This window comes from Pseudomonas sp. GW821-FHT09E12 (assembly GCF_059416085.1).
The window spans coordinates 356,777-370,786 of sequence record NZ_JBWKOM010000002.1 but is presented as its reverse complement, the minus strand read 5'-3'; the positions used below and the strand labels follow the sequence as shown (position 1 = coordinate 370,786).

At 52.2% G+C, this 14,010-nt stretch carries 12 protein-coding genes and 1 pseudogene; 1 reads left to right on the top strand and 12 read right to left on the bottom strand.

The window, feature by feature from the left end; translation table 11 throughout:
- Positions 1 to 25: 25 nt before the first annotated feature.
- Complete coding sequence (locus AC07PQ_RS06755; RefSeq protein WP_493185053.1) at positions 26 to 1,627, bottom strand: DNA cytosine methyltransferase; 1,602 nt, start codon at positions 1,625 to 1,627, stop codon at positions 26 to 28.
- Between the two features lie 29 nt (positions 1,628 to 1,656).
- Between AC07PQ_RS06755 and AC07PQ_RS06750 the strand changes: the two genes are divergently transcribed.
- Positions 1,657 to 2,076, top strand: a complete 420-nt coding sequence (locus AC07PQ_RS06750; protein ID WP_493185054.1) for a very short patch repair endonuclease — start codon at positions 1,657 to 1,659, stop codon at positions 2,074 to 2,076.
- A 16-nt stretch (positions 2,077 to 2,092) separates the two neighbouring features.
- On the opposite strand, the gene AC07PQ_RS06745 is transcribed toward AC07PQ_RS06750, so the two are convergent.
- The 11 genes and pseudogenes from AC07PQ_RS06745 to leuS form a co-directional block, all read right to left on the bottom strand.
- Positions 2,093 to 3,085 carry a hypothetical protein gene (locus tag AC07PQ_RS06745; RefSeq protein WP_493185055.1) on the bottom strand — a complete coding sequence of 331 codons (993 nt, stop codon included), beginning with the start codon at positions 3,083 to 3,085 and terminating at the stop codon, positions 2,093 to 2,095.
- A gap of 367 nt (positions 3,086 to 3,452) precedes the next feature.
- Entirely contained in the window at positions 3,453 to 4,340 is an 888-nt protein-coding gene (sigJ, locus tag AC07PQ_RS06740; protein ID WP_493185056.1) for an RNA polymerase sigma factor SigJ, read from the bottom strand.
- Positions 4,341 to 4,343: 3 nt separating this feature from the next.
- Positions 4,344 to 4,784 carry a carboxymuconolactone decarboxylase family protein gene (locus AC07PQ_RS06735; protein ID WP_493185057.1) on the bottom strand — a complete coding sequence of 147 codons (441 nt, stop codon included), beginning with the start codon at positions 4,782 to 4,784 and terminating at the stop codon, positions 4,344 to 4,346.
- Between the two features lie 77 nt (positions 4,785 to 4,861).
- Positions 4,862 to 5,011, bottom strand: a pseudogene (locus tag AC07PQ_RS06730) (PDDEXK nuclease domain-containing protein); the annotation flags it as partial.
- Positions 5,012 to 5,364: 353 nt separating this feature from the next.
- Positions 5,365 to 5,934 carry a 2OG-Fe(II) oxygenase gene (locus AC07PQ_RS06725; protein WP_007920747.1) on the bottom strand — a complete coding sequence of 190 codons (570 nt, stop codon included), beginning with the start codon at positions 5,932 to 5,934 and terminating at the stop codon, positions 5,365 to 5,367.
- A gap of 9 nt (positions 5,935 to 5,943) precedes the next feature.
- Positions 5,944 to 6,510, bottom strand: coding sequence for a hypothetical protein (locus AC07PQ_RS06720; protein WP_493185058.1), 567 nt, complete (start codon positions 6,508 to 6,510; stop codon positions 5,944 to 5,946).
- A 736-nt stretch (positions 6,511 to 7,246) separates the two neighbouring features.
- Positions 7,247 to 8,473, bottom strand: coding sequence for a hypothetical protein (locus tag AC07PQ_RS06715; RefSeq protein WP_493185059.1), 1,227 nt, complete (start codon positions 8,471 to 8,473; stop codon positions 7,247 to 7,249).
- The gene (locus tag AC07PQ_RS06710; RefSeq protein WP_007920754.1) at positions 8,463 to 9,503 is read right to left on the bottom strand and encodes a SagB/ThcOx family dehydrogenase; all 1,041 of its coding nucleotides are present in this window, start codon (positions 9,501 to 9,503) and stop codon (positions 8,463 to 8,465) included. Before AC07PQ_RS06710 ends, AC07PQ_RS06715 begins: the two co-directional genes overlap by 11 nt.
- The gene (locus AC07PQ_RS06705; protein ID WP_007920756.1) at positions 9,493 to 10,512 is read right to left on the bottom strand and encodes a nitroreductase family protein; all 1,020 of its coding nucleotides are present in this window, start codon (positions 10,510 to 10,512) and stop codon (positions 9,493 to 9,495) included. Before AC07PQ_RS06705 ends, AC07PQ_RS06710 begins: the two co-directional genes overlap by 11 nt.
- An 81-nt stretch (positions 10,513 to 10,593) precedes the next feature.
- Positions 10,594 to 10,755 carry a hypothetical protein gene (locus AC07PQ_RS06700; RefSeq protein ID WP_007920763.1) on the bottom strand — a complete coding sequence of 54 codons (162 nt, stop codon included), beginning with the start codon at positions 10,753 to 10,755 and terminating at the stop codon, positions 10,594 to 10,596.
- 538 nt (positions 10,756 to 11,293) lie between these two features.
- On the bottom strand, positions 11,294 to 13,894 hold the full coding sequence (leuS, locus tag AC07PQ_RS06695) for a leucine--tRNA ligase (RefSeq protein WP_493185060.1): 2,601 nt from the start codon (positions 13,892 to 13,894) through the stop codon (positions 11,294 to 11,296).
- Positions 13,895 to 14,010: the final 116 nt, after the last annotated feature.

Below are 14,010 nucleotides of genomic sequence, written 5' to 3'. Positions count from 1 at the left end.
CGTACCTGTAATGGTGGATTTGATCCTACTTCGCGTTTTTTCCACGCCTAACGATCCGGGCAACAACATCTGCAATTTGCCGAGCCAAAAGCGGCGGAACTGCATTACCCACTTGATGGAACTGTTGTGTTCTATTTCCGAGAAAGAAGTAGTTGTCGGGGAAAGTCTGTAGTCGTGCAGCTTCGCGAACAGTCAGACTTCGGCACTGCTTTGGATCGTAATGAATAAAGTAGTGACCGTCCTTCGCGATGTGGCTGGTTATTGTGGTGGAGGGAATACCTGCTCTCTGGACACGAAAACGATCACTGAACTTTCCCGTCGTCCAGTTCTTGTGATCAGGCGCCAGCCCGGGAAGATTGAAATCCTGGTGCCCCTTGGGTGAGTCCTTGTAAATCTCGGCAAAAGCGGCAGCGTAAACATACCTGCGCAGATCGGAGCTCATGTGCCCCCTAGCCTCGTGATTAAGCCAGTACTTCAGCCTCGAGTCCTGCAGCCAGCTATCAAGAGGAGTTCCCGTTACTCCGCTCCAGGCGTTCTTTTTCAGTACCCGCAGACCACCGGGGTTCATGTCGCGGCTGTCATAACTGTTGGCAAGAATGCCGAGTCTGGTTGCCAGCACAAGTCTTTCAGGTGTATCACTTACCAACTGAAGGCACTCATGATTCAGTTCCTTCAGGTGCTGACGTACTATGTCCGCCCATGCATCAGGAGAGTCTTTCAGCCGAGTAAGGCTACTGCGCAATGGCGGCAGACTACCAATTATCTGATCTATTGTCGGTCCAGAGACAGGAGACAGCTTATGATCGCCCAGTGCATCCAGATACTCCTCGGAAACACCGAGAAGTATCACTCGATGCCTCGCTTGGGGGACGCCGTACTCCTCTGCACAAATGATGTAGTTGCTTGGTTTGATGCTGTCAGAATCTGCTCCACTTTCGTAGATATCATCGGCAACGAGAGAACAGATTCTGTACTTCGGGCCATTGCCACTTTCTCCAAACGCTGCATCCGGGTCAGCAAGATCCCGCAAAATTTGGGGGAACATCTGCTCGCCGGCGACCTGTGAGGAAAGAATGCCCTTCACATTTTCCATCACGAAAACTGCAGGTCTCTTTTTCTGAATAATTCTCAGGTATTCGCGATAAAGAAAATGTCGATGATCATTCTCTGCACGATAATCCAACTTCCCGCGGTTTCTGGCTCGACCTACGATTGAGTAGGCTTGGCACGGAGGCCCCCCAATAAGAACCCATGGCCTTGTCTCATCGAGACGGCTTGCCAGAATTTTATCGAGCCTGGTGTTCCCCTCTTCGGTACCCAGCTCCAACAGCTGCGCTTCATTGTCCGCATGCCTCCATGCTTCCAGACTTCTGGGCGTATGGGGCTCAGGCACATCCGCAGTTTCACAAAAGTTGTAGTAATCCTCGAGGGCCTCGGGCTGTTTATTCTTCAGCAGCCGATAGAAGGCCCTGAGCCGAAGGGTGGAATGCGCAGAAGCCTCCATTTCGGCCGAGACCTTGATCTCAAAGGTTTCACCATTAATGTCCGAATGAGAGGAAAATCCTTCCCCAAGACCGCCAGGGCCGGCAAAGAGATCCACAACTTGAATGGGATAGCTACGACTCATGAAACCACGCTGTTTTGAGAAAATACGAAATGGATATCGTTGACCAAGCCACAAGATCCCGCATGATGGCAGGCATCAGGGGGAAAGACACCAGACCGGAGCTGGTTGTCAGACGCTTTCTGCATGCACATGGCTACCGCTTCCGGCTTCATCGAAGAGACCTGCCGGGAAAACCAGACATCATACTGCCTCGACTGAAAGTCTGTATTTTTGTGCACGGATGTTTTTGGCATCGCCATGCCGGCTGCAGGTACGCCGTATTGCCCAAGACACGCGTCGATTTCTGGACAAAAAAACTGGAATCCAACGTGGATAGAGATCGCAAGGCACTGCAGGAGCTGGACAGCGCCGGATGGCGGGTTTTCACCGTATGGGAGTGTGAGCTCAAGACTCCCGAGGCGGCATTGCCTGCACTGCTTAAATGCTTGAGGGCGCTTGAGTCACCGTAATCGATGAACAATCTGCTCACAAAGCGTTATCCAAGATGAGCAAAATATCTGAAACCCACGGATGGCACTCCCATCCGCCAGATCCTGATTTCTTCAGATAGTAGTTCAGAGAGCCCGATAGAAGCTTATTGATATCCGTCACGTGATACCCCAGCACTAGTTCCGCGTGAGCAGCTCGATCTCCCGGATTGTCTGCAAAGTATCTCAGTACATCTTGGGCTACTGTGCTGAGCTTGGCAGTGCGCTCCACAAGAGCCCTCTCTTCAGGCGATCTTATACTTGCAAGTGAAGGAAAGATTGAACCTTCAGTCCACAGAGCGTCGTCAAAAGGTTGGGTAAGATCAGGAATTACTGCCCCCTTTTCCTCAGAAGTATAAGAGCCGATAGCTCCCTGAATTCGACTTGCAGCAACCCTTAGCTCCATATCATCTATTTCTGGAGTTTGTGCCTCCGCTGACGCAGCCCAGTCCCAATCCTGCAGGCTTTCGTCCTCGATAATTGAGCCGATTTCTATTTTCGCCCCCAAACCATCAACTGAAGGAACTGCGTTAGTACAAAGGGCAACTGCACTTGATACCTCACTAGTAAGCAGTCGAGCCTGCAACAGACTACTTAATCTTTCCGAGTCGTGTTTCTCGCATAGGAAATACACTAACAGTTCGCGGGCTTCCTGTTCGAGCCCCATGAATGTCAATGAAGATATTGCACAGACAATCCCGTCAGGCAGGTTATCTCCAAACTGCATACGAAGAAGTGAGAAACACTCCTCTCTTAGAACCGGAAGTGAGCCTGGCAATAAACGTGTGACAAGTACTCTCCATTCAGCGGCATCGAGTCGCCTATCAATACCTGCCATGCTGCTTTCGCTTTCAACGTAGATACACCCGCCCTCTACCGGCCAAAGCCGCTCTCTGTAGATGACAACAGACCGGTCTCTATCCATTCTGAAAGAGCGTGTAATGCGGTCAATTTCACGCCCGCCGTACATTACTCTTATCGTCTCTTCCATATCTTTTTCGCCTAGTCGAACGGCTAGCAATGCTCGACAACGCAATGATGGCCACATGCCGTATCATGCCTAGAAAAGCTGCTACCTCCAAGAAGAGTTGAATCGTACCGGGTTTTCACCCTCCCCCTCTAAAACAGCTCATTGCCTCCTCAAGCAAGGTCACAAAAATCTCACTGCGCGTTGGTTGGAAGAAGCTGATGAAGGAGCAGCCCCGATTTTGCACAACTACAACCGATCTCATCATCAAAAACACCTTTCGCCCCATGGTTGTCTGAGGGATGAAGGGCTGCTCCCTGTACTGCACTGATCTAGAAACGGAGCCAGCGTCTGCAGAGGATTCTACGATGGAAGATGATGCCTCCAAACATCAGATCAACGGCTCCCCCCCCAACCCCACCAACTTCTCCGGATTCCGCACAATAAAAATCCTTTCTACTCGCCCACTCTCGTCATACCCAAAACTCACCACCGCCACCACCTCCCCGTCTCCCCGCAACACCACCCCACGCCCACCATTGATCTCCACCTCCTGCCACTGATACTCCCGCCAGTACTTGCTCAACGACTCGCCCACAAACCCCAGCACCGCCTCCAACCCATACAGCGTCTCGCGAATGGCGCTGGCTTTGCCGCCGCCATCGGCGCACAGCTCGACGTCTTCGGAGAGCATGGCGGCCAGGCTTTGGGTCGAGCCGCTGGTGATGGCGCTGTGGAAGGCGCTCAGCAGTTGTTGCTGGCGTGAGGGTTCCGGCTGGTAGCGCGCTTGGGTGTTGCCCAGGCTGGCTTTGGCGCGGGACACCAGTTTGCGGCAGGTGGCTTCCTGGACGCCGAGGGTTTGTGCGACTTGGGGGTAGTCCAGGTCGAAGATGTCGTACAGCAGGTAGGCGGCGCGTTCCTTGGGGGTCAGGCGTTCGAGCAGGAGCAGGAAGGCGGTGGACAGCGACGAGGCCAGTTCATGGCTCTGTTCCGGGGAGTCGTGATGCAGGCTGTGGATCGGTTCCGGCAGCCAGGTGCCGACGTATTGCAGGCGCGAGCGCTGGGCCGAGCGCAGCAGGTCGATGCAGTGCCGGGTGCAGGCGGTGGTCAGCCAGGCGGCCGGGGTGGCGATGGAGGCCTTGTCGGCCTCCAGCCATTTGATGAACAGGTCCTGCACCACGTCCTCGGCTTCGGCGCGCGAGCCAAGGAGGCGGTAGGCCAGGCCCAGCAGGAAGCTGCGACGGCTTTCGAACACCGTCGTTTCATCGATTCGATCCATCCTTTAGTGCCTCGACACCTGCAAGCGATTCCACAGGTTGATCATGCCGATATCGGCCGTCAAGGCGGCGATCTGCGCGTCGCTGAAATGTTCGCGCAGGGCCGCGCGCAACGGGCCGAAGTCGGTGTCTTCGCGCAGTACGGTGAGGGCTTCGGTCCAGGCCAGGGCGGCGCGTTCGGCGGCGTTGAAATCGCTGACATGGCGCCAGACCACCAGGCGGTCCAGGCGGTCGTTGCTTTCGCCGTCTTCACGGGCTTCGCGAGTGTGCATCTTCACGCAGAAGCCGCACTGGTTGATCTGCGAGGCGCGCAATACCACCAAGTGGTGCAGCTTGCGCGCCAGGCCATGGGCGTCGATCAGGCCGTGGACCTGGCCCAGGCTTTCGAAGATCTCGGGGATGGTTTGCAGCAGGTTGACGGCTTGGGTCGGGTGGCTGGATGACATGGGGTGGCTCCGTTAATTGAGGGATACACCGACATGACGGGCCAGGTGGGTGGTTTGTGACGGGGTGGCGGAAAAATAATTCGGGCTCCGATAAGGCAATTCAACCCGCGATGAAACAGCAGTAGATCCAGCACAAAATCGCGCCCGCCGACCTGCAACGGGTAGCGCGAAGCGACAAAACAGAAGTCGCGGCTCATTTCGATCAGAAAGTCTTTCAATGGATGGATGAATTCGAGTTCGTAGTGAAATACACAGCTGGCAAGCAGTGGCTGCAGATCAAGGCTGGACAACCCGTTGAGCAGATCGTCCATCAGCGTGGGCACACGGCCAGGCGGCGGTGCCATATCGGACAACACCGCGCTCATGTTCATGGGGAGTTGATGAGTATGGCGATACGGACAAGATCTCCGCCAAGCCGAATATGAAGCAGACCGGGGACTATATTACCGGGCGGTTTGGATAGGTTGGCTGGCAGGGCGGGCCCAATCTTCGACACCCCATGAGCCTTCAAACGAAGTCAGCGTTGGCTTGGGGCTGATGGATGCCAGCCCCGCGCCAACGCAACGTCACAGTCGCCAGGTTACTTGGGGGCTGACTTGAAAACAAAACTGACCCGCAACGTGGGGCAAATCCTGCTGGGGGAACTCGCGCGGTGGAGAATACACCCTGGAAATATGACGATACGGCCTGGCAGAGGCGCCACGGACTTTATGATCTCCCTGCCCTCACCGTAAAACAGTAACTCGGCGCCCCAGTCTTGTTGCCAGTCGTCGTGGGCGAAGTAGATTGAAGACAGATTGTCCTCTCGATTACTGTCCGTATGCGAATACCCTTCCGTGCCGTAGGTATGTCCATTGGCGTAGGCCCTGAGCAACTTTTGCGGCGAACCAATCATCGCCTCGATCTCTAGCCATAGTGAACTGACCGATTGCAAACCCTGCCTGTCGGATAAAACAGCGGCACTGTCTGTCTCGCTACTGGTATCACCACCGGCAAAATGTGAGTGCCAGAAAAAATAATTATCGTTTTGAACATTAGAACGCCAACCGTATTGCCAGATCGGCTTTTTGGCCAGCGAGCTCAACTGAGCGCCTAATTCGGTCGATATGGCTCCGTCATAAATTTTTATATCTTCGGCACCGAGACTCATTTTTACCCCCTATCCAATCCACACGATATATTCAATATCAAGCGCGCCATGCGTTTGAGTACATGGGCGCTCGTAACCATGACTAGAAAAACTACCAAGCCCCGCATCAGCGGCAATAACACTCAGTTGCTGGGCCACGAACCCTGCGCTTAACCAGTCGATACGCCTGTCGGCGTTGGCTGCCGGTTTAGACAAAAACAAAAACAATAACGAATTCCGACCAATATCAACTTCTTCTACTAGAGATTGCTGTAGCAGCTGAAACACTTCGTCTTCTGACGACACCTGAACAATGTCCAGTTCGGGACTTGAGTAATTCTCTATGAGTGTCATGCAACGACGCTTCACTTCATCCAAACGCCAACCATTCGCTTCACGCCCCAGCCCACTACGCGAGGTTTTACGTTGCAACCAGGCATCGTCAGAAACACCCCGCATCCGTTGAGTCAACTGTACAAACTCCTGCACATTCAACGCGTGCTCATTTCGCCAGCAACTGTAAATAATCGAATACAGCGGCATATCAAACTTAACAAAGCCAAGCGTCGCTTCGTCCAGCTTTATCAGCGTGTACATAAGGAGACCTTATAGCGTAATGGTCGCTATGGATGAGCAGTAGTCACTCACGCCTCGGTTAAAACCGGTTAATGTCAGCGATAGCGGGATTATGTTTCTGAGCTGCAGCGCATGAAACAATACGGCTATCGCATGACCCGACTCAATGTAAAGTGCACTGAGACTTCGTACGTCTCGATAGCGCTCCGCCAGTCGTTCAAAATCGCATTGCACCACTAACGTGCCTGGACGTTCACCGGGCTCCGCGTCGTCGTGTATTACAAAGAACCGATCACAATACGAGTCGTATAGAAAACCATTGCCGTGTCGGTCTGTATAACAACACTCCAACGAGTGCACCGCGCCATTAGAAGGATAAACACGCCGAACACCTGGTCCCAGACCATTGATTGCCCAAGGCGTGAGCGCCGTGTTTTTGAAAGCAAACCTAATGGCCTCGAACACACTGCCCTCAACGGCTTGGCCTCTGGCCTCTATCAGGGATGGTGCATATCGGGGGCGGGGCTTGCCGAACAATACAGCCTGGGTTCGCATTCGTTGATTGATGACTGCTTTTCCACCACCTGTATAGCGGGTTCTGGAGCGTTCACTTTCATAAATCGCGTCGGCCACCCACTTCGCATCCTGTACCGTGCAATCGAATCCTTCAGCAGACAGCCTGTCCCACAAACGCTCACTCTGTGAAAACAGTAACTGTCCGGTGTCGGTGTTATACCTGAACAGTGACTTTTTTGACTTATACAAGGCATCTATTATCATTCAGAAAAATCCTTTTTCTGTGCAAGTGATACATCAGCAACAGTCTGACCATGTAACTGATGCCCACAAAATGGATAATAGACGCCGGCCCGACATACCCCAAATAGATCAACACACTCAAAGGCACAAAATACACAACTAACAGCCACTTGTTAGCGCCGGAGATAATACTGTTCATCGTCGTCAGCCGAAACACCCCATTCAGCGAGATAACAATGGCCATGGCGGGATAGTAAGCCATCGCCAGGAGCGAATGAATGAATTGCCCTGGCGACAGTTGATTGGCCAGAATAGCGACAACCAATGCAAGCCCGACCGGAACAAACCAGGTGACCTTGAATGTATAAATAATCGCTCTATAAAACAGTGAAGAATCCTGCGCTGAATAGCGGCGGATGATCAATACAGCGGCGCGCGTACAAATCATCCAGCAGGCCATTTGAAACGCAAAGGGAATGCGAAAATCAGAAAAACTTTCCTGAGATATCTTGAATGCGGCAACGCTCAGTAGCAAACCTGACAATGAAATGCTGGCCACCGTGGACAGCTCAGGCAAGACAATTTTGCTGATTTTCAAACTGAACTTAAACGAGGGCTTTATTGATCTGAGGCGAATACTCCCCGACGCCTTGAGTATCGATACAACCACCACAAACAGCGCCAGGTCGATCGCTACCATCCCCAATCCCGCCAAGACGTAGGAAAACTCTATACCGCTCAGCCAGAGTGTCAAATAAAGTGCGACATTACACAACCACACTGCCATCTGCACCCAGAACACCGTCCGACCATAACCCAACAACATCAAATAGGCTTGATTGAGTGAAGCAAACACCAGAACGCAGACAGACACCATTCTAAGTAACAAAAACACCAACAGGCCGGTGTTATGGTGACTTTCCTCAATCATGTTAAGCGAAACAACTATGTACAGAATCGAAATCACTGCCCCAACGACGATCAGCGCTGCCGCGCACTTACTGTAGGCGCGGTACCTTGACACCTTTGAAAGCTGTAGAAAGGCAATCACCCAGGGCGATGCGAACGGAATCAACGCGGACATCACGTCGATGTTCACGCTCAACACACTGAATTGATGAGGAAAAGCGACGCTGATCAACATCAGTATGCTGATACCCTTGATAACATCCACGCCGCCGGTGATGACAAAAAAGATGTCGCTGAGGGCGTCGTTACTCTTCAAGATTTCTGTTCCCCACTTTCCCCATCGTTGCCGTGTACATGGGAATCTCGTCGCTCGCCAAATCGATATGCAGAAGGGCTCGAAGTTCATCATCCCTTGTCGCTGGCGTTGTAACGCCTTGCACATTGAATTCGCTACAGGCGTTGACGTGCATGTGCATGATTCTTCCGGCCTCGATAAACAGGTTTCTCAAGGCTTTATCGTGCCGGTAGCGCCAGGCATAACAGCTGGGTGTGGCGGTTAACACCAAGGTATAGTTGGCTGTCTTGGGAGCCACCATACCCCAGATGATACGAGACATCGGCTCTCTGAAATCTCCCTCTTTTATCAGCCCGAAGCTCAGTTCTTCCAAATTGAGAAAGTAAACACCCGGCGTCAGGCCAACGATGTCATACACCACGATATACGAGGAAAATGCCGCACCGAAATTCTTGGTGTATCTTAAGCGGCTGCCATCCAGTCGTTGGCACACGTCCAGAGTTTCCAGCAATCGGGATGCCGAGTGCGACAGTATTTCCTGAAACTCAGCCACCTCAAGAGGGAGCCTTTTGAATTCTCGATGGCTCCTGCGTTTAAGTGCTTTTTCCGGAAAACCCGGTATCCAGTCATTACTGGCCGAAGCAATTTTTCGTAGTGCAAAAGCAGGTTGAGCGTTTTCGATAAATACTGGAACCTTCGGCGTCGGGCACGTTGAAGCCATCTCATATTCACAGTATTTATTATCAAGAATCTTCGCTCGATCCTTGTCATCATCAACGTACTTGATGGTCCTGGACAACAAGTAAAAAGGAATACAGGCTTCCCAACCTCTCTCGGCCCAATGGGTTGTACTGGCCGGATTAATTAGGGTGTGGGTTGCCGGGGGACGTTCATTGCGTATCGCAGCCATCCGCTCAGCATAGTCGGGGCGAATAAAAAAAGACGGTGCGATATTGAAACTTCTACCACTGCTGAGCTCACTGAATTCTAAAGTATTGTCACGATTATTCGCGAAGGATATATAAGCGTTTTTCAGGATTTCATGCTGCATTCGACTGTTCCCCGATCATGACGGCACTCATCACCCCTTCCACAAGCGGATCGAGCCCCAACAGACGTTCGAAGTTTATAACCTGAAGATTATATTGAGCCTGATTTCTATACTTCATCTTCAGCAGTGCCGTTTCAACTTGCATCGAGGCGTGCCCGGCATCCAAATGCACGGACCTGAAGGTTCTCGGCTCGCGATAGCGGAACATATTGCGCTCCCAGATGCAGGTAAAGACCACCGCAAAATTAACAGCAAAATCTATATACGAATCCCGAACGCCAAATATCGTGGTGTACAGGTCTGGGGACTCGACACGTTTGACGGTATCAAGGCTATACGTCACAGCATTAAAGTGATGGACCGTCTGGTTGGCGAAGTCCACCAGATAGGCTTCAACCGGATGTCGCCCGCCGCCGCTGGGCACTGTCTTCTTTAATATCCGGCCGCCCGTATTGAGTTGCGCTTCCCTTTGTACGCCCAGGCTCAGGCTCAATGCGCTGAGGATATTCTCCAGGTCGCCCTGCGTGCCGCCATCACTAATGAGTGCCGCACTGCACTGCGGATTGACCCCCTGCGCCGCGACTGGGGCATCAACGTAAACTTTGGAACGCTCGATTTCTTGCTCAACAGCCAGATATTCTTGCATCCGGTTATTGTCTTTGCTACGACCATCCTTGTCGTATTCAAAGAACGGATAGTTGTGCGTAACGTTCAAATAGTCTGAAGCACTCTTCCAGTTGTAGCGCTCCAGGTCAGCGGTCCTTCGGTCGCATGGTGAGGCGCCAGCGCTTAGTTTTACAAATCCGCTGCTGATCAGTTTCCCGAGTAAACCGTCCTCTCCCGTCGAGTCTGTTTGAGACGCGGCCGGACGGGCGGAAAATCCAAGAAGGTATTCAACCACAGAAAAGGAAATTTGAATTTTCTTGCTTGAACCGACCAGATAAGCCAGCGCAGAGTGTTCAAACGTAATAATTCTAAGATCGGGGTTAACCGACAGACTGGCAACCATGCCTGCTTGCTCCTGAACAATGAAACAGGGCAATTTTACTTGCCCTGCTCCGAGACAACTTATGACGAAAACAGGGCTAACTTAGTGGTTAACGCCGCCATCGCCATGTTGCAGGCAAGCTTCGTTACGCTCAATTTCCACAAAATCGGCAACATCATACTGCTCGTTGATTTTCTGGGAGTTATCTACAGCCGCTTTGATCGAGGTTTCGTTAGATGCTACGCAAGCTTTTTCAATAGACATTGTTCACATTCCTCTGTTGATTATTTTTCGTCCGCGGATAACGAACGGGTTGAATCTAGGCAAACTAAAAAATAGTGTCAACATACAAGTCTCCGTCCTAGAAACACCAACCGAGTCAACTTGTTTTTTTAAATTTGACGAATCAGCGTACGACGACTACCGACCAAAATCCGATGATCTAATCACCCTATACATTAGGTGTAACTCTGTAAAAAACCGGCCACCTAATTAATAATTATCCGCATTAAAAGAATAGAAGCACAGACACGCACCTGACTTTTAAGTCCGAAAGGAAATCAAATGACATTATGTTATTTCGTTTAAGTATCTAAAAAGTCAGCAATCCACGACGATTTCTAATTTTTTGAAGCGCTGAGGCCTCTACGCAAGCTGTTTCAGACGCTGAGAGGCCAAGAGACCGACGCTGCTCAAGCGGCGCCGCGGAGGATGGGGTTGGAAGACGTTAGCCACCAGCGCCTTCCCTGAAGGCTGACGCTGGTGTAACGGAGCAAGGAGCGAGCGGCCCTACTTCAGATGGTTACAGCACGATATTGACCAGACGACCCGGCACAATCACGATTTTTTTCGGAGTGCCCTCTATAAAGCGCGCTACCGCTTCATCCCCAAGTGCACAGGCCTCTATTTCCGCTCGGTCAGCCGTCGCAGATACCACAATTTCCCCGCGCAACTTACCGTTGACCTGCACCACCAGCTTCAACTCTGAGCGAGTCAGAACCTCAGGCGACGCCACAGGCCACTGCGATTCGAGAATGTCCTTGTCAAACCCCAGCTCGGTCCAGAGCACATGCGCGATGTGCGGCGTGATCGGGTAGAGGACTTTCAACAGGATCTCGACCCCTTCTCGAATGACGCTGCCTGAGGCGGCCTTCTCGTTTTCAAGCAGGTTGAGGATTTTCATCGCGCCGGAGACGATCGTGTTGTAGTGCAGCTTTTCATAGTCCCTGTTGATGCTCTCCAGCACGCTGTGAATCTCGAACTGAAGTTGTGCCGAACGCTCGTCCAGAGTGCTTTGCTGCGCGGCTGCCGTGAGGAGGGTGTCTTGGTGCTTGAAGGCGAAACTCCATAACCGTCGCAGATAGCGATAGGCACCCTCCACGCCACTGTCGCTCCAGACAATGCTTTGAGTGGGTGGCCCTGCGAAAATAGTAAACAGGCGAGCTGTGTCGGCACCGAATCTCTCGATGATTTCCCGTGGCTCGACAACGTTATTTTTAGACTTGGACATTTTTTCGATGCCACCCATGATCACGGGCAAACCATCTTCCTTGGCAACCGCATCCACCGCCTGACCACCATCGCCAAGCCTGACGTCTACTTCCGCCGGGTAGAACCAGCGTTTGGCGCCGTCCTGCGCTTCTCTGTAGAAGCACTCACGCAGCAACATGCCCTGAGTGAACAGGTTCTTGAAGGGCTCATCGAGATCGATCAGGCCTTCGTCGCGCATCGCCTTGGTCCAGAACCGTGCGTACAGCAAATGCAGGACGGCATGTTCGACGCCACCGATATAGTGATCCATCGGCATCCAGTATTTCGCTGGCCCAGCGACCATCGCGTCCTGGTTACCCGGATCGCAGTAGCGCATGAAATACCAGCTGGAATCGACAAACGTGTCCATGGTGTCGGTTTCGCGCCGGGCGGAGCTACCGCAGGTCGGACAATCGACATGCAGGAAATCCGCTTGTTGAAGCAAAGGATTGCCGGAACCGTCTGGTATGCAGTCCAAAGGCAAAATGACAGGCAGGTCCTTGAGCGGCACGGGTACATCGCCACACTTGTCGCAATAAATCATCGGGATCGGCGTGCCCCAGTAACGCTGGCGGGATATACCCCAGTCCCGGAGTCGCCAATTTATTTTTTTCTCACCACCGTGGCTGGCAAGTCGGGCACTAATAGCTTCGCTCGCCTCTTTGAGTCCCAGGCCGTCAAATTCGCCAGAATTGATCAGCACGCCTTTATCCTTCGCGGCGTATGACGCATCCCATGAACGGTCGTCGTACTCCACCCCATCAATATGAATGACCTGCCGGATCGGCAGGCCTTTTTTGCGGGCCAACGAAAAATCACGCTCATCGTGTGCCGCCACCCCCATGACCGCACCCGTGCCGTACCCCGCGACCAGGTAATTCACCACCCAAACCGGGATAGAAACGCCGCTGATTGGATGCTCCACCGTGAAGCCGGTGAATACGCCATCCTGATCAATGCCAGACAATTGTGCTTCGCTGGTGCCGCCACCTTTGAATTGTTCGATCACCTGAGCCAATTCAGCATTGAGCTCTACCGCCCGCAGGGCGATCGGATGTTCCGGGGGAATCGCGCAGAAAGTCACGCCCATCACGGTTTCGGCGCGAGTGGTGAACACCGACAGCCATCCGTCCTCGATAAGTGTTCCATTCTTGTCTTTTATCTGGTGAGGGAACCCGAAACTCACCCCTTCACTTTTACCAATCCAGTTGCGCTGCATGGTCTTGACCATTTCCGGCCACCCATCCAGGCTATCGATATCCCTCAACAACTCTTCAGCATATTGAGTGATAGCCAAGTAATAACCAGGAACTTCTTTCTTTTCGACCAGCGCGCCAGACCTCCAGCCCCGACCATTAATAACCTGTTCATTCGCCAGCACGGTCTTATCGAGAGGGTCCCAATTAACAATCTGGGTATGTTTGTAAGCAATACCCTTTTCAAGCATTTTCAGAAAGAACCATTGGTTCCACTTGTAGTAATCAGGATCACATGTTGCAACTTCACGGCTCCAGTCAATACTCAGCCCAAGGGGACTCAACTGCGCCTTCATGTCTTGTATGTTTTGACGTGTCCAGGCGGAAGGTGACTGATTAGAAGCCAATGCGGCGTTCTCTGCGGGCAATCCGAAGGCGTCCCAGCCCATTGGCATCAGAACGTTGAAGCCTTTCATGCGCTTCTGCCGTGCCAGAACATCATTGATGGTGTAGTTACGAACATGCCCCATATGCAACTTACCCGACGGGTACGGCAACATGGAACATGCATAATATTTGGGGCGCGAAGGATCCTCGAAAACTTCAAATGTCTTTCTGGCAGCCCAATCAGCCTGAGCGCTTGCCTCGACGTCGGCCGGATTGTAGTGTTCCTGCATAAATTTCTCTCTTTACTTATCGATAAGTAGAAAGATCTCATGACCTTCCATTAGTCAACCAACCCGTATTTCGTTAACGCCTTACCATACAATACAAATCCAAAGGCTTTCTAGTC